Raw genomic sequence first — 21,475 nt, 5'->3', positions numbered from 1 at the left:
AGCCGGCGCGGTCCAGGACCACGCCGGCTTGATTGGTTGAACCGCGTCTAGCGCGAGACGAAGCAGTTACCGCCGGCAGCCTTGTAGCTGGTGCACAGATTGATGGCATCGTTGCGCGACTGGGCCACGACGCGGACGCGATAGAACGTGCCCTTGCCGGCGATCTCGGCCTTGACGATGTTAGCGGTGCGGCCAGCAAGCACGCTGCCATAGCGGCGCTGCAGATCCTGGTAGCTCGACTGGGCGCTTTCGATCGTCGGCTGCGACGCAACCTGCATCGACCACGAACCGCCACCGGCGGCGGCCGGATCGATGGAAGCGACCTGATCGGGCTTGACCTCGCCGACGACGTCGACCGGCTGGTCTGACGGACGCTGCGGCGCGACCGCAACCTTGGCCGGCGTGTTGGCGGATTGTGCCTTGGCGGTGGCTTTGGGCGCGGCAGCGGGTTTGGCCGCCGGCTTTAGGGCCGGCTCGTCATCCGCCTGGACGGCAGCGGTCGGTACCGTGCCGGTCTGGTCGGCATCGGCCTGCGCCGACGGAGCGACATGCTGCGGTGCCGGATCGGTCGGCTCGGTGGCGGCCGCTTGCGGGGCGGCAGGTGCCGGATCCTCGCGTGGCACCAGCGAACCGTCCGACTTGACCACCATGGTCCTCACCTTGCGCGGCGCAACGGCGACGACATCAGTGCCGTTACCTTTATCGGTGTCCTGAAGGACCTGCGCAATGCGATCCTCGGATTTCGGCGCGGGTGCTGCATTGTCGGCGGGCGCGACGCCAGCGGTCGACACGGCATTGCCGTCATCCGTTCCGCCTGCGGCAGCGCTCTGGTCAGCGGAAAGATCGATGGCACGGGCCGGGTCCTTTGCCTGCACATCCACCGGCTGTTCGCTGCTGGTGACCAGCTTTTGCTGAACCGGCTCGGCGGGCTTGGCGCCCTTGATCACCGCGTCGTAGACCTTGTTGTCCTGGTTCGGCACCACCGTGCCGCCCGGATTTTCCGGCTTGACCTTGATCGGCGAATTGTCGGCCTTGACGATGACAGGAGCTTCGCTGCCGTGCTTGCCGCCGAAGGACAGGGCGAAGGCACCGAGGCCACCGGCAACAACGACAGCGCCAACAATCCCGGCCATCAAAAGATCACGCCGTCGCGCGGGCTTGGCCGCCTCGCGTTCGCCGAGCCCCGGAACGGACATTGCCTCGTCCAGTTCGGGATCATAGTCGAGCTCGTCGACAGTGAAGTCATCCGCCTGCGAAACCGGCTGGCTGCCGGGCAGATTATCGAGATCGAAGCCGTCGGAGGCATCGGCATAGCCCGTGTTCGCAGCAGCACGGGCAGGCATTTCCGCCGGCCGTGCCGCATAGGTCCGCGCTTCCGGCTGATAGGCCGGTTTGACCCCGTCATAACCCGGTTTGGGCGCTTCATATGCCTGTGTCTCATAGCCCGGATTGACCGCGTCATATCCCGGATTGACCCTGTCATATCCCGGAATGAATCCGGCATTGTAGAAGTCGTCGGCATAAGCAGCATTGCTCGCGGGAGCAGCAGGCGCGACTTCCACCGAATTCATCTCCGTCAGCAGGCTGGCGAATTCGGCGTCGAGATCGTCATAGCCTGATGCGGCTGGCTCATCTTCCTCGAAATGCAGTTCGGGAATGTCGAGATCGTCCGCCAGCGCCACGACACGCTCCGGCACATCGACCGTCTCGACATCGGGCACCTCTTCGTAGCGCGAGGACTGTCGCGGCTGCGGTGCGGATACGGGGGCTGCATAGGGGACGGCCGCAACCGGCTCGGGCGCACGGTAGGGCGGCACCACAGCGACTGCCGAGGCGACCGCTGGAGCCATTGCCGGCTCGACGGTCCTGGCCGCCATCGAAGAGGCCGGCTGCGCGGCAAATGCCGGCTGCTGGGGAACCGGCGTCACGCGGCTCCACGAACGGGTCGGCTCCGTCGGCGCGGAGCGTTCCGCCAGCCAATCTAGAGAATCAGCCTGGTCCTGCCGGGAGGCTGCCGCGTCGCGCGGATCGAGGCTCCTGGCCAAGGCCGCATCGAATGCGTCATTGTCGAAATCGACATCAGCGGTATCGGCGCTAAGATCATGGCCCTGGAGCTCATCAAGCAGCAGATTGTCGAGATCGACATCTGTGTGAGCGGTGCTGGAGGCATGCAGATCCCCGGGCGCATGCTCATCGAGATCCCAGTCGAGATCGCCAACAAGATCGGCAGGTTCCTCGGCAGCCCTTGCAGGCACGGCGACAGGCGCCTGGACAGGAGCAGCAGCCGGCTGAGCCACAACGGGTTGAACCATGGCTGGCTGAGCAACGGCAGGCTCCTTGGCCGACGGCAGCGTGCGCGCGGTCATGGCGCCCAGAAGCGCATTCAACTCGTCCTCGAGGCTCCGCTCGTTGGCCACGGGCGCCCGCACCGGCTCGGCCATGAATGCTGCCGGAGCCTCTGGTGCCACCGGCTGGACCTCGGCGGCGGCAATTTCGGCGACCGGCTCTTCGGCGAACGCGTCGTCGAGGTGCAGATCGAAGGCATCATCCAACACGGCTTCAGGGTCTGAAATCGCGGCCTTCGCGTCCACGGCATCGGCGAGCACTTCGTGCATTTGCGCCCCGTCAAAAGCCACCGGCTCGTCCGCCTGAACGTCGAAATCCATATCGACATCCGCCAGGGCGTCGTCGAAGTGACCCGCGAAATCCTCGTCGGAAATTGCCTGAGCCTCATTCGTGGCGGCCGGCGCCGGCTCCGGATAGTCGACCGCGGTCGCCGCCGCATGGCGCTGATCCGCTGAGTGGTGGTCAAGTGAATGGTCGTCAAGCATCAGCTCGTCTTCGAGCGAAATCGCGACCGCGTCGTCGAATTCATGATCCGAGGCGGCAGCCACCGGCACTTCGGCGCCAGCCTGCTGGGGCTCTTCGGCCTCGACCTCGATATGGAAATCGTGGTCGAGCGACGCGGCAAGCTCGTCCTCCATCGGCAGATCGTCTTCGAAGGGCGACACGTCTTCGAGCGAACTGGCGACGGCATTGTCGAAATCGACGTCGAAGGCAGGTTCGACAACTGGCGCGGTTTCTACCGCATCAGGGCTCGCATGGCGGGCGTCGGCCGCATGGCCGTCGGCACCCGTGAAGTCCAGATGATGAAAATCGTCGTCGAGCGACACGGCAAAATCATCGTCCGATGCGGTGGCGGCCGCTTCGAATGCCGGCTCATCAGCCTCGACAAGCGGAGCGGCGGCGCTGTCACCAGCGTCGAACTCGCCCATCATTTCCTTTTCGAGGTCGATGTCGAAATCGCCCTCTTGTGCCAACTGATCGGCTTTCGGCTGAGCGGGCAACTGCGGCTTGACCGGCTGGCGTGGGTCGAAGCCCATGATCCTGGTCAGTTCCGCAAACGGATCATCGGCGGCGATGTCGTTGTTGTCGGCTATTCTCAGCTGGGTTCTGTCTGCCATTATTGTTCCCGAACTCGCACTCATTCGGACGCCATGGACGTCGCGCAGGGTTGGCCCATACCAGCGCAATGTGGGCAAAAGGTGACAGGTTTTTTAGTCAAACCTAACGCATTTCGGTGGGCGCAGCGGCTCCGATCAGCGTCAGGCCGGACGTGAGAACGTCCGAAACAGCCTGCACCAGCCCTAGTCTGGCATGCGTCAATTTACGATCGTTAACCTTAACAAAACGTAAGTCCGGATTTTCCGTGCCACGGTTCCAGTGTCCGTGGAGACTGGAAGCCAGATCATAGAGGTAAAATGCCAGCCTATGCGGCTCCAGCGCAAGAGCGGCGGACTCGATTAGGCGTGGATATTCGGCGAGTTTGCGGATCAGGCCAAGCTCGCCTTCGTCAGTCAGCAAATCCACCGCGGCCGCCAGGCTGCTGCGATCGAAATTTGCCTCGCCCAGCTGCTCGCTCGCCTGCCGAAACACCGAATGGCAGCGCGCCGAGGCGTACTGCACATAAAACACCGGATTGTCCTTGGACTGCTCGGTCACCTTGGCAAAGTCGAAGTCCAGTGGCGCATCGCTCTTGCGATAGAGCATCATGAAGCGGATCGCGTCGCGACCCACCTCCTCCACCACTTCGCGCAACGTGACGAAATCACCGGACCGCTTCGACATGCGGACCGGCTCGCCATCGCGAAACAGCTTAACCAGATTGCACAACAGGACGGTGAGCTTGACCTCGTCGCCGGCAATTGCCCGCGCCAGCGCTTCCAGCCGTTTGACGTAGCCGCCATGGTCGGCGCCAAGCACATAGATCAGGTCGACGAAGCCGCGATCCACCTTATCCTTCAGATACGCCACGTCGGCCGCAAAATAGGTGAAGGCACCATCGGACTTGACCAGCGCCCGGTCCATGTCGTCGCCGACCGCGGTCGAGCGGAACAGCGTCTGCTCGCGGTCTTCCCAATCGTCCGGCTTCTCACCCTTGGGCGGCGGCAGCTTGCCCTTGTAGATATGGCCCTTGAGCGTCAGATCGTTGATCGCCGAGCGGATCTTCCTGGCATTGTCGGCATGCAACGTGCGCTCGGAGAAGAACACGTCGTGGTGCACGTTGAGCAGCGCCAGATCCTCGCGGATCATCGCCATCATCGCGTCGATGGTCCGGTCCTTGACGATGGCCATCGCCTCGTCATCGGGCATTTGCAGCAATTTGCGGCCAAATTCCGCGACCAGCGCCTGGCCGACCGGCATCAGGTAATCGCCCGGATAGAGACCGGCCGGTATTTCGCCAATGTCGTCGCCCAGCGCTTCGCGGTAGCGCAGAAAGGCCGAGCGCCCGAGCACATCAATCTGCGAGCCGGCGTCGTTGATCACGTATTCCTTGGTCACGTCGTAGCCGGCAAACGCCATCAGATTGGCGAGTGCATCGCCAACCACGGCACCCCGGCAATGGCCGACATGCATCGGCCCCGTCGGGTTGGCCGAAACATATTCGACATTGGTTTTCCTGCCGGCGCCAACAGTCGAGCGGCCATAATTGCGCCCTTCGCCCAGAAGAGCCGACAGATGGGCGTGCCAGAAGCCGTCCTTGAGCCTGAGATTGACGAAGCCGGGACCGGCGACGTCGGCACCAGCGACATCTTCGTCATCCCGCAGCGCCAGCGCCAGCCTTTCGGCCAGCGCGCGCGGGTTCTGCCCGGTGGGCTTGGCCAGCACCATCGCCGCGTTGGTCGCGAGATCGCCATGGCTGGCGTCGCGCGGCGGTTCGACGGCAATACGCGACAGATCGGGCGAAACGCCGTCCTTGTCTTTCAGATCAAGCGCTTCGACAGCCTTTATGACTCGCGCGGTGAAATCGGCGAAGATGTTCATGGGTATTGCTCTGGCGGCTTTATGGCGAATCCGGCTCGTTGGCCGGCAAAATCGCGCCCGCCCTAGCTCAAATCCGGCGTATGGTCAAACAAACGCCGGTGTTCCTTGAGCGCGTAGGTGTCGGTCATCCCTGCCAGGAAGTCCGCAACGCTGCGCGCCTTGATGCGGTCCTCGGCCCGATCCAGCCCCTCGCGCCAACCGTCCGGCATGGCGCGCGGGTCGGCGAAATAGACCTCGAACAGGTCCTGGACAATCCGCTCGGCGTCGGCGCGCACGCGCATGACCTCTTTGTGCCGGTAGAGGTGCTTGTAGAGGAACGCCTTCAGTTCCTTCTCGGCTGCAGCCATCTTGGCGGAAAAGGTCACCATCGTCTCGCCCGCCGCCCTCACCGCATCGGCGCTCCGCGGCCCGACGCGCTCCAGATTGGCAGTCGTGGAGACGATGACGTCCTCGACCATGGCGGTGATCTGCCGCCGCATCAGCTCATGCCCGGTGCGCACATCATCGAGCGCGGGATAGCGCTCGCGCACGCCGGCCAGGATCGTTCCCGGCAGCGAAACCGTCTCCAGCATGTCGAGCGTCAGCAGTCCCGCCCGCAAGCCATCGTCGATGTCATGCGTGTTGTAGGCAATGTCGTCGGCGATCGCCGCACACTGCGCCTCGATGCCGGCAAACCGGTCGAGCTCGAGATCCTGCAACTCCGAATAATCGCGGATCGCCTGCGGCACCGGCCCTTTCAGACCCTTGCCGCCAGCGTCCGTCAGGGGCCCATTGTGCTTGACCAGGCCCTCCAGTGTTTCCCAGGCCAGATTCAACCCATCGAATTCGGCATAGCGGCGCTCCAGCCGCGTCACGATGCGCAGCGACTGCGCATTGTGGTCAAAGCCACCCCAGGCGGCCATCCTCTCGTTCAGCGCGTCCTCGCCGGTATGGCCAAAGGGCGTGTGGCCGAAATCATGCACAAGCGCCACCGCCTCGGCGAGATCCTCGTCGCCGCGCAGCGCTCGCGCCAAGGCACGCGCGATCTGCGCCACCTCAATCGAATGGGTCAGCCTTGTGCGATAATGGTCGCCTTCATGGGCGATGAAGACCTGCGTCTTGTGCTTCAGCCGCCGGAACGCGGTCGAATGGATGATGCGGTCACGGTCGCGCTGGAACGGCGTGCGGGTTGGGCTTTCGACCTCATCGAACAGCCGCCCGCGCGAGCGCGCCGGATCGGTGGCATAGGCCGCGCGCGGCCGGTAGCCGAATCCGATGTCGCCCAACTCATTGGTCATGGCTGATGCTGCCGCAGTTGACTTGGCCCCTTGCGCTTCATACCTATCATGTGAAACCGAAAGCAAGGTGACGCCCATGGGCGCTGATGCCAAGACCGCCATGAAAGTCGAAATGACCAACTCCGCCGCCAAGCGGATCGCGAAAATCGTGTCGGGCGAAGCCGGCAAGACGGCGCTGCGCGTTTCCGTCGAAGGTGGCGGCTGCTCCGGCTTTTCCTACAAGTTCGATCTGGTCGATGCGCGCAACGACGATGACGTCGCCATCGAGAAGGACGGCGCCACGGTGCTGATCGACGATTTGTCGCTGGTCTATATGGGCGGCTCGGTGATCGACTTCGTCGACGACCTGATGGGCCAGTCGTTCCAGATCCGCAATCCCAATGCGGTCGCCTCCTGCGGCTGCGGCACCAGTTTCTCCATCTAGTGGCATGCCTGCCATCGGCGCGGTCCGTCAGGTCGCGCTGTCGGCCGGACGCAACCTTGATTCGACGCTGGCCTTCTGGCGCGATGTGCTCGGCATGGGCGTTGACGCCCGCTACGATCCCCCCGGTATTGCCTTCATCATGGCGGGCGACGTGCGCCTGCTATTCACCGACGGCGTTCCGGCCGGCACGGTCTATCTCGACATTACAGGCCTCGAAGCCTTCCACGCCGACGCCAAGGCATCGGGCGTCCCCTTCACGGCGCCGCCTGCACTTGTCCATCGCGACACCGAAGGCACATTCGGTCCGGCGGGGGAAAGCGAATGGATGGCCTTCCTAAAGGACCCGGCAGGCAATACGATCGGCTTGGTCGAACGCCACCCGCCGCAGGAAGAATAGGCCGTCATGAAAATCGTCACCTGGAACATCAACGGCGTGCGCGCCCGCATCGGCAACCTCACCCACTGGCTGACCGAAAGCGCGCCCGACATCGTCTGCCTTCAGGAGATCAAGACGGTCGACGAGCAGTTCCCGCGCGCCGAGATCGAGGCGCTTGGCTACAATGTCGAAACCCACGGCCAGAAGGGTTTTAACGGCGTGGCCATCCTGTCGAAGCTGCGCTTTGATGAAGTGAACCGCGGCTTGCCGGGTGACGACACCGACGAACAGGCGCGTTTCATTGAAGGCGTGTTCTCGACCGACAAGGGCGCGCTGCGCGTCGTCTCACTCTATCTGCCCAACGGCAACCCGATCGATGACGAGAAAAAATTCCCCTACAAGCTGTCGTGGATGGCGCGGCTGGAGCGCTGGGCCGAAGAGCGGCTGAGGCTGGAAGAGGCGCTGGTGCTGGCCGGCGACTACAATGTCATTCCCGAGCCGATCGACGCGCGTTTTCCGGAGAACTGGCTGGGCGATGCGCTGTTCCAACCGCAGACGCGGCAGGCGTTCCGTAGGCTGCTCAACCTTGGTTTTACCGAAGCGGTGCGCGCGGTCACCGATGCGCCGGACACCTATACGTTCTGGGACTATCAGGCCGGCGCCTGGCAGAAGAACAACGGCATCCGCATCGACCATCTGCTGTTGTCGCCGGAAGCCGCCAACCGATTCTCGTCGGCCTCGATCGAAAAGCATGTGCGTGCCTGGGAAAAACCATCAGACCATGTGCCAGTGGCGATCGACCTCACCCTGCAGCCGGCCTGACGGAAATCCTTCTGCCGGCGAATCGCCCGGACCCTGTATCGCCACAACGACCTTGTATCGCCACAAATCGGGCGCATGATGGGCAATCATCATGGCGGCCGGGGTTCCCATGACCATTCGATTTGCTCTTTGTCCGGTCGGCGTGGCACTTGCCGTGGCCGCGATCGTGCCGGCCTTTGCCGCCCAGGAATGTCTCGCCAATGGAAAATCCTATCCCGTTGGTCAAGTTGCATGCCTGACGATCGCCGATCAGAGCCATCTGGCCCGCTGCGAGATGGTGCTCAACAACACCTCATGGACGAAGGTCGGCGACAGCTGCCCTGGAAACACGATGGCGCCGCACCTGCACGTCACCCCGATCTCAACGCCCGCGCCCAGCATGGTGCCGACGGAGCCGACCGAGAACTGATTTATCTGATCAGCTGATTTCTCTGAAGAAATGTCCGGCGCACAGAGACGCGCGAAGGATCGCTTGCCCGTTTTCGCCAGGAACCAGCAGCGGGACGTTAGCGCCTACTGGTCCGTGTTGGCGGTGCCCTTGGTCAGGATGTCGTCCGCCAGCGATATCGCGGTACGGCGGTCGGCTTCGCCGGCGGCAGCGAAGGCCTCTTCCTGCATGCCGCGGATCCAGGGCTGGTCCGCCGGCGACGCACGTTCGAGCGCCGCGGTCATCATCGCCAGTCCACGAACGATCTTGCCGCTCTGGAACAAGAGATGACCAAGCGTCGCCTGCGCGCCGGCATGGCCTTTTTCGGCGGCGAGCTGGAACCAGCGCCCGGCCTGCTTGACGCTGGCCTTCACGCCGCCCTCGCCCTTCAGGAACATCTGGCCCATCTCGAACTGGGCGTTCGGATTGCGGTAGTTGGCGGCGGCGCGCATGTAGTATTCCTGGGCCGCCACCTCGTTTTCGGTGACCGGGCTGCCGGGGATGCCGGTGCGCAGATAATCGCCGAGCGCCACCAGCGCGTCGGAGACGTAACTTTCTTCCGGCGAACCCGGCTCGACATCCTGGTCGACGATCTCGGAGAAGAACTTGAACGCCTCGTAGTCGTCGCGGGCCACGCCGTCGCCCTCGGCATACATGCGGGCAAGCTTCCAGGTGGCGCCGATCTGGCCGTTTTCGGCGGCGTACTTGTAGGCTTCGGCGGCCTGTTCCTTGTGGCCGCTCTTGTAGGCGGAGAAGCCAAACTGGAACACCGCCCACGGGCTCGACTGCGGCTTCACGCCGGTCTTGTCGTCAAACACCTTGTCGTCGAAGGCCATGGCTTGGCCCACGGCGCCAAAGATCGCAACAGCGACCAGTGCCGAAAGGACAGATGACCTCAACAACTCTGGTGTTGACTTCAACAACTCAGATATCCGCATAGCAGTGTGTTTCTTTCGCACCGCCCGGATGGGTGACCGCGCCGTCGCGGGCAGACCCGACCGTCTGTGCGTATTTCCATATCGCGCCCGACTGGTAATCGGTCGTGCGCGCCTTCCATGTCTTTGCCCTCGCCGCCAGTTCTTCATCGGACAACGCCACCTCGATCGTGCCGTTCACGGCGTCGATCGAGATCACGTCACCATCCCTCAGCAAACCGATCGGACCGCCCACGGCTGCTTCCGGCCCGACATGGCCGATGCAGAAGCCGCGTGTCGCGCCCGAGAAGCGGCCATCGGTGATAAGCGCCACCTTGCCGCCCATGCCCTGGCCATAGAGAGCCGCCGTCGTCGACAGCATCTCGCGCATGCCCGGACCGCCGCGCGGTCCTTCGTAGCGAATGACGAGAACCTCGCCTTCCCGGTAGTTGCGATGCGTCACCGCCTCGAAACATTCCTCTTCCGAATCGAAGCAGCGCGCCGGGCCGGAGAATTTCAACTCCGTCATGCCCGCGACCTTCACGATCGCGCCTTCGGGGGCGAGGTTTCCCTTCAACCCCACGACACCGCCGGTTTGGGTAATTGGTCTGTTGGCCGGGCGGACCACGTCTTGCTGTTCATTCCAGGCAACGTGTTCCATGTTTTCGGCCAAAGTGCGGCCAGTGACCGTCAGGCAGTCGCCATGCAGGTAGCCGTGGTCGAGCAAGGTCTTCATCAACAGCGGAATGCCGCCGGCCTCGAACATGTCCTTGGCGACATACTTCCCGCCCGGCTTGAGGTCGGCGATGTAGGGCGTCTTCTCGAAGATTTTCGCCACGTCGAAGAGGTCGAACTTGATGCCGGCTTCATGCGCGATCGCCGGCAGGTGCAGCGCTGCGTTGGTCGAGCCGCCGGTGGCCGAAACCACGGTCGCCGCGTTCTCCAGCGCCTTCAGCGTGACGATGTCGCGCGGCCGGATGCTCTTGGCGATCAGCTCCATGATTTTTTCGCCGGAAGCGAAATTGAAGCGGTCGCGCATCTCGTAAGGCGCCGGCGCACCGCAGGAATAGGGCAGCGCCAGACCAATCGCCTCGGCGACCGTGGCCATGGTGTTGGCTGTGAACTGGGCGCCGCAGGAGCCGGCCGACGGACACGCGACCTGTTCGATTTCAAGCAGTTCGGCATCACTGATCGCGCCGACAGAATGCTGGCCGACCGCCTCGAACACATCCTGCACGGTGATCTGGCGGCCGCGATAGCTGCCGGGCAGGATCGAACCGCCATAGATGAAGATCGACGGCACGTTGAGGCGCACCATGGCCATCATCATGCCCGGCAGCGACTTGTCGCAGCCGGCGAGGCCGACCAGCGCGTCGTAGCAATGGCCACGCATGGTGAGTTCGACCGAATCGGCGATCACCTCGCGCGACACCAGCGACGACTTCATGCCCTGGTGACCCATGGCGATGCCGTCGGTGACGGTGATGGTGCAGAATTCGCGCGGCGTGCCGTTGGCGGCAGCGACCCCCTTCTTGACCACCTGCGCCTGGCGCATCAGCGAGATGTTGCAAGGGGCCGCTTCATTCCAGCAGGAGGCAACGCCGACCAGCGGCTGCGCGATCTCGGCGGCGGAAAGCCCCATGGCATAGAGATAGGACCGGTGCGGCGCACGTGCCGGACCGACAGTCACATGGCGGCTAGGGAGCTTAGCCTTGGAAATGACTTTGGCGTCCATTCTCTTCCTTGCCGCGGGCGGTGCGGCCTGCCCCATCGCCGAGCCTTTTGGCGCGTGTCCCGAGACAGGTTCGAGGTGCGCCGGGTTTATGGCGGGAAATGGGCAATTTCCCCGGCCTGACTGCTAGCGCAGGGGTTGTTCAGAAAGTGTTGCCAAAACGTCACAATCGCAGGAGGCGACCACAGTGCGGCTTATATGCAACGCAGCTTGTATGACGGGAGCATCGGCGACGCTGGCGCAAACGAAAAAGGCCGGGCAATGCCCGGCCTTTTATTAGCACTTTCAAAAGCTTAGAACTTGATCTTGACGCCGCCCGATATTGCCGTGACCAGATCGTTGCCGAAGTCGTAAGCGACGTCAGTGCCGGCCGTATAGCCATTCTGGTCGGTCAGCGTACCCGAATGGCCGCTGGTCAGTACACCGATAGCGCCGGCAAGACGAAGTTCGATATTGGGAGTTGGCGTGTAGGCAACACCACCGCCCAGCGTCCAGGTATCGGTCTGATCGCCATAGCCATGCGAGGTGCCACGATCCCACGATATCTGCGCGGCGCCGCTCCACTGCTCGTTGAACTTGTGGCCGAGGCCCGCGGTGACCGTCCAGCCGTCACGATACATCAGATCAAGCGAAGTCGGCCTGATAAGCGGATTCGTAACTCCACTTGAGCACGGAAACGGTTGGGACGCTGTCGTGCAAATCGGAACGCTCTGCAGCACACTCCAATTGACCCATTTGATCGAACCGAAGGCGAGCCAGCCGGGCGCAATGCCGGACTGGAGTTTCAGTTCCAGTGAATCCGGCATCGACTGTGTCGGAGCGTAGATGTTGTTGACGACACCGCCGACGTTCAGGGTGCCCGCAATATTGTCGAGCTTCACCTGCGAATTGTAGACGAGGCTGGCACGCAGCGCGATGTCGGGGATTTCGTAGGCGATACCGGCGCGCCAGCCCCAGCCACTGCTGGTCAGGTCCACACGGCCAATTGTGGTGCCAAGGAACGGGCTGGCGTAGCTTTCCTTGAAGCCATAGACCTCCTGGTAGAAAACGCCGCCAATAAAGCGGAGCTGCCCTTTGCCGGCATCCATCTTGTAGGAGCAGGTGCCGGCGTAATTGTTGCTTTTGATTTGGGTGTTGATGTTGGAATAGGAGCCGTTCCAGATGCCGGGGTTTGAACTCGCGCCCCATGGCTGCGAATAATCCAGCATACAGTCCACGCCATAACCAATCGTCGCCTTGACGCCGACGTACGGCACCCAATAGCCCTCTGTGTTACGGGCAGTGCTCTTGCCTGTCAGTCCGCCGCCGGACGTATCCACCGCGTTCTTGAGATCGCGCTGAGGCATGACATAAGTCCCGCTGACGTCCGAAGCGAATGGGGCCGGATCGAACAACAGGTCGATGTCGTAGCCACCACGTTCCAGGCCGCCGGCATGCGCCGCGTTCATCGCCGTCCCGAGCAAAGTCAGCGAAAAGCACCCCGCCCCCAGCAGCGCTTTAAGACGCAGATTGTTCATGAGTCTCTCCCCGAATTCGAATACAACCCAAGCAAGAACCAATTGCCTGGGTAGTGCAACAACGATTTCAAGAGGCGTACATGTACGTATTTGGGGAAAATGAATTCTGAGGCGGCGAGCATCGACGCGGCCGCACTCGAGACGCCTTCCAGTGTGCAAGGCAGCCGCGAAAACCCTACAAAACCGGCCCAAATGGCCAAATAACACCATCGCCGAAGGCAATGGGCTCACTGTTACATTACGGCAACAATGCGGCAAAAAACTTCCGTTTACGTCAACGTGACGCAGCGGAATTCTTGTCATGAGAGGCGGCAAAAAAAGGCCGGGCAATGCCCGGCCTTTCGCGCAGACTTTTCTAGACGCTTAGAATTTCACTTTGACGGAAGCCGAGCCCGCCAAGAGTAGATCGTTGCCATAAGTATACCTTATGGCATTTGCCGTGTCGCCCACACCAGTGAAGGTCGACGAACCGCTGGTCAGCACGCCGATCGATCCGCCAAGCCTGACTTCCACTTTGTCGTTCGGCGAATAGGAAATGCCCGTCGCCACCGCATATGTGTCCGATTGAAAACCGGATGTCGTCGAAGTCCCACGATCCCATGTCAGCGAAACAAGGCCCGATAGCTGGTCAGTAAACTTGTGACCAATGCCACCCGAAATCGTCCATCCATCGCGATAGAGCAGATCGAACGAAACGGGTGAAGGAGCACCTGTCACGGGACTGCGAACGCCAGTAATTGGGATAATGCCCAGCTTGCTCCACTGCTGCCAACGCACCGAGCCAAAGGCAAGCCAACCTGGAGCGATACCGGTCTGCAGCTTGAATTCGAGAGCTTGGGGTATCTCGGCGGAGGCGGACACCGGATATATTCCGGTCGAGCCCGGTACGAGGTTCGCGGGAAACGTTCCGCTGAAACCTGTCGTATCGACAGTGCCGGAAAGTCCGTCATATTTATAGCTCGAATAATACATCAGGCTCGCACGCAGAGCGATGTCCGGGATTTCATACGCGGCGCCCGCACGCCATCCCCATGCTGAGTCCGTAAGGTGGAATTTCCCGAGGCCTGTATTGCCAAAAGCCAACAGCGTCTGACGAGACAAGAATGCATCGACATCCTGGTAAGAAACGCCGCCGATAAATCTAAAGGCGCCTTTCCCGACGTTGAACTTGTACGAGCAAGTGAGGCCGTAATCGTTCGTTTTGACGGAGTATTTGGTTGCGGTCGGCGAATAAGCGTTGTTCGTTCCATAGTCCGCGTCAGCGCCATAGGGCTGAGAATAACTCGCGAGACAGTCGACAGGCTCGAAAATGTTGGCCTTTATCCCGATACGCGGAACTGCATAGTCGCCGCCAACATCCACAGACGAAGATGACAGAGCGACCGGGTTCGGTGGTGAATCCAGGCGCTGCACATTTTTGAGCTTGCGCTGTGGCGACACGTACGTGACGCCGGCGTCGAACGAATAGGGCGAAGCATCAAACAGCTGGTCGATGTTGACACCCCCACGATCGAAGCCACCAGCGCTCGCCGCCGATACCACCAGTGAAAAGCAGCCTGCCCCCACCAATGCTTTCAGTCGCAAATTGTTCATGAAAATCCTCCCCGAACATCAGTGCACCAACCTAGAACCAATTCAGGTTAACGGTGCAACAACGAATTCAAGAGGCGTACACGTACAGGTTATCTGAACGTATTTTCGACAAAGTGCAGGCGCTCGCTATAGGCCTAAAAACCGGCTTTTGAGCGCAAATCGACAGATTAAATCAGCGAGAACTGCCCAAAACAGGCCAGGAAAAGGCTGTTTTGGCAGATATAACGCCCCATTGTTACATTATGGCAACAATGGGGCGCAAACTTCCTTTTACGTCAAGATTACCGTAACGGAATGCCTGTTTTGAAGGCAGAAACAGCCTGTCTCGAAGGCAGGCTGAAAGCTCCGAATCTGCCCGTTCAACCGGCGTCGCGAACCCTGGTCGAAGCCACCGAGAGCTTCTCCTGGGCGTCGCGGTATTCGGCGAGCTTTTCACGCTCGGCGTCGACGATCTCGGCCGGCGCGCTGGCGACGAACCTTTCGTTGGAGAGCTTCTTGTGCAGGCGCGCGATTTCCTCGGTGACCTTGGCCAGCTCCTTCTGCAGCCGGGCCGCCTCGGCGGCGAGGTCGATCAGGCTGCCGAGCGGCAGGCAGATCGTCGCCTCGTTGAGCACGATCTGCGCCGAGCCCTTGGGTGCCGCGTCAGCCAATGAGATGTCGCCGACGCGCGCCAGCCGCTTGATCGCGGACTCCTCGCGGATCAGCCGCTCGCGCGTCAAATCGTTGGCGCCAACCACGACAAGCGGCGCGATTGCCGCCGGCGGCACGTTCATCTCCGAGCGCACCGAACGGATGCCGGAGACGAGATCGACCAGCCAGTTGATATCGGCGGCCGCTTGCGCGTCCTCGAAGTCCGGCGACGGCCAGGCGGCATGGCAGAGCAGCGAGGAGCGCTCCTTGCCCTCGCCCGCCGTCTGCGCCCACAGTTCTTCCGTCATGAACGGCATCATCGGATGCAAGAGCTTGTAGATCTCGTCGAGCACGAAGGCGACGCAGGCACGGCTTTCGGCCTTGGCCGCCTCGTCCGTACCCATGAAAACCGGCTTCAAGAGTTCCAGGTACCAGTCGCAGAACAGGTTCCAGACGAAGCGGTAGGCAGCCCCTGCCGCCTCGTTGAAGCGGTATGAGGTGATGCCGTCGGTGATCTCGCGCGCGGCGCGTGTCAGCTCGGTCAGGATCCAGCGGTTGACCGCCAGCTTGGCGTCGTTCAGCCAGAAATCGTCATTGCGGGCAACTTCGTTCATCTCGGCAAAGCGCGTGGCGTTCCAGAGCTTGGTGCCGAAATTGCGGTAGCCGGCGATGCGCGCCGGATCGAGCTTCACGTCGCGCCCCTGGGCCGCCATCACCGTCAGTGTGAAGCGCAGCGCATCGGCGCCGAACTCGTCGATCAGATCGAGCGGGTCGATGACGTTGCCTTTCGACTTCGACATTTTCTGCCCGTTCTTGTCGCGCACCAGCGCATGCACATAGACGGTGTGAAACGGTTCCTCGTCCATGAAGTGCAGGCCCATCATCATCATGCGGGCAACCCAGAAGAAGATGATGTCGAAGCCGGTCACCAGCACGTCGGTCTGGTAGTAGGTCTTCAACTCCGGCGTCTGATCCGGCCAGCCCAGCGTCGAGAATGGCCACAGCGCCGAGGAGAACCAGGTGTCGAGCACGTCCTCGTCACGGGTCAGGATCTCGCCCGGCTTGAAGTTCTCCAGCTTGTCCTCGACCCAAGCCTTCCAGGGGCCTTCGAGCGCCAGATAATATTCGATCGCCGCGCCCAGAGCCTCTTCCTCGGTCTTCTCGACGAAGACACGACCGTCCGGCCCGTACCAGGCCGGTATCTGATGCCCCCACCACAGCTGGCGCGAGATGCACCAGGGCTGGATGTTCTCCATCCAGTCGAAATAGGTCTTCTCCCAATTCTTCGGCACGAAATTGGTGCGGCCCTCGCGCACCGAGGCGATCGCCGGCTTGGCGAGTTCGGCGGCATTGGCATACCACTGCTCGGTCAGGAACGGTTCAATCGGCACGCCGCCGCGGTCGCCATGCGGCACGGCGTGGCGATGCGGTTCGATCTTGTCGAGGAAGCCGCCGGCCTCCATCAGCGCGACGATCTTCTTGCGCGCGACGAAACGGTCGAGCCCATCGAGTTCGTCCCAAATGGCCTGGCGCTCCGGCGTCACATCGAGGCCAGCGAGGAAGTCCTCATTGTCCTTCAACTTGATGGCGGCTTCGATGGTGAGGATGTTGATCGCCGGCAGCTTGTGGCGCTTGCCGACCTCGAAGTCGTTGAAGTCATGCGCCGGCGTGATCTTGACCGCGCCAGAACCTTTTTCAGGATCGGAATACGCGTCCGCCACGACCGGGATTTTCCGACCGACGATCGGCAGGACGATGTTCTTGCCGACCAGATGCCGGTATCGTTCGTCGTCCGGATTCACCGCGACCGCCGTATCGCCGAGCATCGTTTCAGGACGCGTCGTCGCCACGATGATGAAGGTTTTCGGATTTTCCGGGTCGAAGGCCTCGCCTTCGATTGGATAGCGGAAGTGCCAGAGATTGCCGTTGACCTCCTGCTGCTCGACCTCGAGATCGGAGATCGCGGTCAACAGTTTCGGGTCCCAGTTCACCAGGCGCTTGTCCTTGTAGATCAGGCCTTCCTTGTAGAGGGTGACGAACACTTCGAGCACGGCCTTGGACAGGCCTTCATCCATGGTGAAGCGTTCGCGCGACCAATCGGCCGAGGCGCCGAGCCGCTTCAGCTGGTTGAAGATGGCGCCGCCGGATTCGGCCTTCCACTCCCACACCTTCTCGATGAACTGCTCTCGCGTCAGATCGCGGCGGTGGATCTGCTTTTCCATCAGCTGGCGCTCGACCACCATTTGCGTGGCAATGCCGGCATGGTCCATGCCGGGCTGCCACAGCACGTTCTTGCCGCGCATGCGCTCGAAGCGGACCAATATGTCCTGCAGCGTGTTGTTGAGCGCATGGCCCATATGCAGCGAGCCGGTGACGTTGGGCGGCGGGATGACGATGGTGAAGGCCTCGGCCCCCTCCTCGGCACCGGCACCGGCGCGAAACGCGTCGGCCTCTTCCCAGACTTTGGCGATCTTCGGCTCGACGGTCTTTGCGTCGTAGGTCTTTTCAAGCATGGGGAAACGGTCCGCGCTGTCGGGATTTTTGCTGGTTCGGTGTAAATCGGAAGGTCTTGGCCAAGTCAACCGCAAGGGCCGCCCCGGGGCATGAGAAGCAGATAGGCGTGGCCTTGGTCATTTCAACGGCAGGCCGTGCCCGCATTCGGCGCAGAACCTCGCCCTTGGCGTTCGGTAGGGCTTTCCGCAGGAGGGGCAGTCGGGGCCGTAATCGGAGCGGCGAACGTAGAACACGTCATATACGGTCCAAAGTTTGAAGCCCGTGAGTTCTGAAATATCTATCTGCCGACGGGTTGGGTAGAGCCGTCCGAGCTTCGTCCAGAGATGCACCGGTTTTGGCTCGATAAGCCATGACCGCGTCTATCGTGGCATGCGCATCGCGCACGACGTCGGCATGCTCCTCATCTGTGAGCATAGGAACCTCTACTCCGAGCCTGTAACTATAGGTCCGCTGGCGATCCATCGATAAACGATAGCAGGACCTTGTTGCCGAGAAAAAGGCGTGGCGCTCGCGCCTTGACCCAAAGGCGTCACGACAATACTCTGCTCACGCTGCTGTAGGGCGCATCGGCTTCCGGCCGGAGGGGCATTGCCCGCCTACGCCATCTCAACTCGCAATGCGCCCATGACGACACTCGAACACCACAAGAAACAGGCCAAGCTCTATCTCAAATGGCACCGCGAGCGGTATTATCCGGTCGCCGCCGTGATTGGATGGCTCTTGCCGCGTTTTCACCATCTCAGCGACAGCCAAATCCTCGATCACGGCTTCAAGCTTGTCGATGCCCAGGAACTCGTTGCCAAGAAGTCAGGTTTCGAGAGCTGGCAGGCGCTGAAGGAAGGCCTTCAAACCGTGACTGACCGCGCAGCACCAGATCTTACAAAACCGCACCTAGCCTTTGCCGAACCGCAGCTCTTTGTCTCCGACATCGAAGCGGCCTGCGATTTCTACCGGCAAAAGCTCGGCTTCCAGACGCGCTTCACCTACGGCGAACCGCCCTTCTACGCACAGATCATCCGCGATGGCGCGCGGCTCAATCTGCGCCATGTCGACAAGCCGCCATTCGCCGGCAGTTCGACCGATGACCTGCTGGCGGCGACGATCATTGTCAACAACATCAAGGCGCTGTTTCTGGAGTATCAGGCGGCCAACACCCCGCTCCATCAGACGTTGCGAACCGAACCGTGGGGTGCCCGCACGTTCATCGTCGGGGATCCCGACGGCAACCTCGTTTGCTTCGCGACCAGCGCCAGCTGACTTCCGCATGAAAAACGCCGCCTCGTGAGCGGCGTTTCGTCGGGTGATCGGGTCCGGAAATTACTGTGCGCCGCGCGCCACGCGCTCGATTTCCTCGCGCACCAGCCTTTCGACCAGCGTCGGCAGATTGTTGTCCAGCCAGTCCTGCAGCATCGGCCGCAGCATTTCCTCGGCCATCTCGTCGAATGTCTTCTTGCTGCGGCTGGCGAAGGCGTCGGACAGCTCGCCGAAGGCCGCGGCAACTTGCCGACCCGTGTGCTCGGAAAGGATTGCCGGACGCGCCACGGGCGCCTCGCTTGCCGCCGCGCGCGCCTGCGAGGTGCTTTCTGGAGCGTCGCTTGAAGAAGGCCGCTCGAATGCAGCCTCCACAACCGGTTGGCTCGCCGGCGCCTCGGGCTGGGCGACCGGCTTGCGGATGTTCCGGTCCGGTATCGCTTTCGCCTGCTCTCCGACCGCCGCGATCTCGCGCCGCCAATCGGCAACGATGGTATCGCTTGTCGCGCTGGCCTGTGGCGCACTGGCCTGCGGCGCCTCAGCCTGCGGGATCATTGGCGCCGCGGTCCTGGCGGCAGGCGCCGGCTCGGCGGCGATCCTGGCGCTGACCTCGGCAAGCGTCATCGACGGCTTGACCGGCGCAGGATCGATGCGCGGCTGCGATTCCATGCGCGCTGGCTCGGGCGACGGCGCCTGGACTTCGGCAAGAACGACCGGTTTCCGGACTTCGGAGGCTGCATGCAGTTCGGCGCGAAAAGCGTCGACGTCAGCGCCTTGAGCGGCGCCCAACGCCGGCTCCAGATCCTGCCGCAGTTCATCGGTCTCATCAGGCTGCTTGCGGCCGTTGTCGCTGTCCTCGATGATCCTCCGGATGGAAGCCAGTATCTCTTCCATGGAAGGTTCGCGCTGTGCGCTGCTTGCCGTTGCCATCGTCACATCCGCCGCCCTTGTGACCTCTGTAGTCTTCCGCTCCGGCAAAAGCCGGATTCGAATCATGGCGACAGCGTAGCCGACGGATCGCCGCGCGAGAATCCCCAATCTGGGGACTTGTGGGATTTCAACAGATTAGAGCAATTTCAGCATAGGCGTGTGACAGGTTTCTGTCCGCGATTGCGTAAAAACACGCAATTGGCCGGGCTAGCCTTTTCTATCAAATGCCGAGCCGCTTGCGACGATGCGATCCGCGCCGTCGCCTACCTGCGGTCAGCGGCCATCCGGTGTGCGCAGGCCGATCCACTTGTCCTTGACGGCGTTATAGTGCTCTTCAGGCTTGTACTTCGTCACCTGCAAGGCGAGCCGTTCGACCGACAAGCGTCCCATCGCCGACAGGATGGCATAGCTCGCCACCACCACATCGTGCTCGGAATTGGCAGAACTGATCTTGGCGGTGATGACAGTGGCCTGCGCGTTGAGCACGTCGAGCGTGGTGCGCTGGCCGACATTGCGCTCTTCGATGACGCCGTTCAACGCCAGCTGCGCGGCGTCGACCACCTGCCTGTTGGCGGAGACGCTCTCTTGCGCAGCGGTGTATTGCGACCATGCCGTGGCAACGGCCTGGCGAACCTGGTCACGGCTGACATCGACCTGGATACGGGCTTCGCCCAGCGATTCCTTGTTCTGCCGCACGACCGCGGAGGTGCGGCCGCCCGAATAGATCGGAATGGTCAGCGTCGCGCCGATATTGGCCGAAGTCGAATTGCCGTTGGAACCGGTGGAGTTCTGGGATTGCGTTGCGATAATTCTCCGAAACACCAGCCGATGCCGACAGCTGCGGCAACAGCGCGCCTTCGGCAGATTTCACAGAAAACGCGGCGGCGTCGACAAGATGCTGGGTGGCGAGAATGGCCGGATGTTCCCTCGATCCGATCTCGATCGCAGCATTGAGGCTCGACGGCAACAACCTGCCCAAGGGCGAAGCCGGCTTGAGCTTGCCCGGCTCGTCGCCGACGACCTGGTGATAGGTTGCCGCACTGGCCAAGGCTTGCGCGCGGGCGGCGCTCAGCGAGGCTACAGCCGAAGCGCGCGACGCATCGGCCTGGGCCACGTCGGTGCGCGTGCCTTCGCCAACCTCGAAACGCGAGCGCGCGGCGCGCGCCTGCTCGGTCAGGAACTGCAGGTTCTGCTCGGTCAAGACAGCGATCTGGCGGTCGCGAATCACGTCCATATAGGCCGTAGCCGCGTTGAACAGCGTGTTCTCTTCAGTGTTGCGCAGGCTTTCCACCGACGCTTTGACCTGCGATTCGGCGGCCGCCACGTTGTTCCTGGTCTGGAAGCCGTCGAACAACGATTGATTAATCTGAATGCCGTAGCTTCCGCTCGTCAGCTTCGAGCTGCCGCCGCCATTTGCCTGGCGGGTGTTGGTATAGTCGATGTTGGCCGATCCCGTTATCGTCGGGCGCCAGCCCGACTTGGCGATGGCGACGCCCTCGTCGGTGACACGCACGCCGGCGCGGGATGAATTCAGCGTGGAATTGTACTGGTAGGCCTTTGCAAGCGCGCCGGAGATGGTTTCGGCTGAGGCGGCCAGGGGCGACAGCGCGGTCGCGGAAACGAGGACGGCGGCAAAGAGACTCTTGGATACAGACGGCACGGGTATATCCCTCATTCGTTTTCCATGAGAACCGCGCCGCGCCAGCTTCTCCCTGGGAGCAGCCGGCGTGGCGTGTTTTAATG

At 62.0% G+C, this 21,475-nt stretch carries 14 protein-coding genes and 1 pseudogene; 5 read left to right on the top strand and 10 right to left on the bottom strand.

What is annotated here, in order from left to right:
- Window positions 1-47: 47 nt before the first annotated feature.
- The 3 genes from ACZYHG_RS20810 to ACZYHG_RS20800 all read right to left on the bottom strand — a co-directional run bounded on the left by ACZYHG_RS20810 (window position 48) and on the right by ACZYHG_RS20800 (window position 6,602).
- Entirely contained in the window at window positions 48-3,464 is a 3,417-nt protein-coding gene (locus ACZYHG_RS20810; protein WP_464610170.1) for an SPOR domain-containing protein, read from the bottom strand.
- 103 nt (window positions 3,465-3,567) lie between these two features.
- On the bottom strand, window positions 3,568-5,325 hold the full coding sequence (argS, locus tag ACZYHG_RS20805; protein ID WP_464610169.1) for an arginine--tRNA ligase: 1,758 nt from the start codon (window positions 5,323-5,325) through the stop codon (window positions 3,568-3,570).
- Window positions 5,326-5,387: 62 nt separating this feature from the next.
- A complete protein-coding gene (locus ACZYHG_RS20800) occupies window positions 5,388-6,602 on the bottom strand; it encodes a deoxyguanosinetriphosphate triphosphohydrolase (protein ID WP_464614750.1) in 1,215 nt (404 codons plus the stop codon).
- A gap of 76 nt (window positions 6,603-6,678) precedes the next feature.
- Between ACZYHG_RS20800 and erpA the strand changes: the two genes are divergently transcribed.
- From erpA to ACZYHG_RS20780, 4 genes are all read left to right on the top strand, one after another.
- Window positions 6,679-7,026, top strand: a complete 348-nt coding sequence (erpA, locus tag ACZYHG_RS20795) for an iron-sulfur cluster insertion protein ErpA (RefSeq protein WP_464610168.1) — start codon at window positions 6,679-6,681, stop codon at window positions 7,024-7,026.
- Between the two features lie 4 nt (window positions 7,027-7,030).
- A complete protein-coding gene (locus ACZYHG_RS20790) occupies window positions 7,031-7,423 on the top strand; it encodes a VOC family protein (protein ID WP_464610167.1) in 393 nt (130 codons plus the stop codon).
- Between the two features lie 6 nt (window positions 7,424-7,429).
- Complete coding sequence (gene xth / locus ACZYHG_RS20785) at window positions 7,430-8,224, top strand: exodeoxyribonuclease III (protein ID WP_464610166.1); 795 nt, start codon at window positions 7,430-7,432, stop codon at window positions 8,222-8,224.
- Window positions 8,225-8,315: 91 nt separating this feature from the next.
- Window positions 8,316-8,633 (top strand): hypothetical protein, encoded by a 318-nt coding sequence (locus ACZYHG_RS20780; protein WP_464610165.1) that lies wholly within the window; start codon window positions 8,316-8,318, stop codon window positions 8,631-8,633.
- 104 nt (window positions 8,634-8,737) lie between these two features.
- Here the strand turns inward: ACZYHG_RS20780 and ACZYHG_RS20775 are convergent, their stop codons facing one another.
- The 5 genes from ACZYHG_RS20775 to ACZYHG_RS20755 form a co-directional block, all read right to left on the bottom strand.
- Complete coding sequence (locus tag ACZYHG_RS20775) at window positions 8,738-9,589, bottom strand: tetratricopeptide repeat protein (protein WP_027061147.1); 852 nt, start codon at window positions 9,587-9,589, stop codon at window positions 8,738-8,740.
- Window positions 9,576-11,300, bottom strand: a complete 1,725-nt coding sequence (ilvD, locus tag ACZYHG_RS20770; protein ID WP_464610164.1) for a dihydroxy-acid dehydratase — start codon at window positions 11,298-11,300, stop codon at window positions 9,576-9,578. Before ilvD ends, ACZYHG_RS20775 begins: the two co-directional genes overlap by 14 nt.
- A 290-nt stretch (window positions 11,301-11,590) precedes the next feature.
- The gene (locus ACZYHG_RS20765; protein ID WP_464610163.1) at window positions 11,591-12,814 is read right to left on the bottom strand and encodes an outer membrane protein transport protein; all 1,224 of its coding nucleotides are present in this window, start codon (window positions 12,812-12,814) and stop codon (window positions 11,591-11,593) included.
- A gap of 363 nt (window positions 12,815-13,177) precedes the next feature.
- Entirely contained in the window at window positions 13,178-14,407 is a 1,230-nt protein-coding gene (locus ACZYHG_RS20760) for an OmpP1/FadL family transporter (protein ID WP_464610162.1), read from the bottom strand.
- Window positions 14,408-14,766: 359 nt separating this feature from the next.
- Window positions 14,767-17,550 (bottom strand): valine--tRNA ligase, encoded by a 2,784-nt coding sequence (locus ACZYHG_RS20755; RefSeq protein WP_464610161.1) that lies wholly within the window; start codon window positions 17,548-17,550, stop codon window positions 14,767-14,769.
- A gap of 625 nt (window positions 17,551-18,175) precedes the next feature.
- Here ACZYHG_RS20755 and ACZYHG_RS20750 point away from each other — a divergent pair.
- Window positions 18,176-18,808 (top strand): bleomycin resistance protein, encoded by a 633-nt coding sequence (locus ACZYHG_RS20750; RefSeq protein WP_464610160.1) that lies wholly within the window; start codon window positions 18,176-18,178, stop codon window positions 18,806-18,808.
- Window positions 18,809-18,868: 60 nt separating this feature from the next.
- Here the strand turns inward: ACZYHG_RS20750 and ACZYHG_RS20745 are convergent, their stop codons facing one another.
- Together ACZYHG_RS20745 and ACZYHG_RS20740 are read right to left on the bottom strand one after the other, a co-directional pair.
- Window positions 18,869-19,732: a PopZ family protein gene (locus tag ACZYHG_RS20745; RefSeq protein WP_464610159.1), complete on the bottom strand. Its 864-nt coding sequence runs from the start codon at window positions 19,730-19,732 to the stop codon at window positions 18,869-18,871.
- Window positions 19,733-20,005: 273 nt separating this feature from the next.
- Window positions 20,006-21,392: pseudogene (locus ACZYHG_RS20740) on the bottom strand (TolC family outer membrane protein).
- Window positions 21,393-21,475 lie beyond the last annotated feature (83 nt).

The organism is Mesorhizobium subarcticum (genome assembly GCF_055456085.1).
This window is presented reverse-complemented; position numbering and strand designations above follow the sequence as displayed.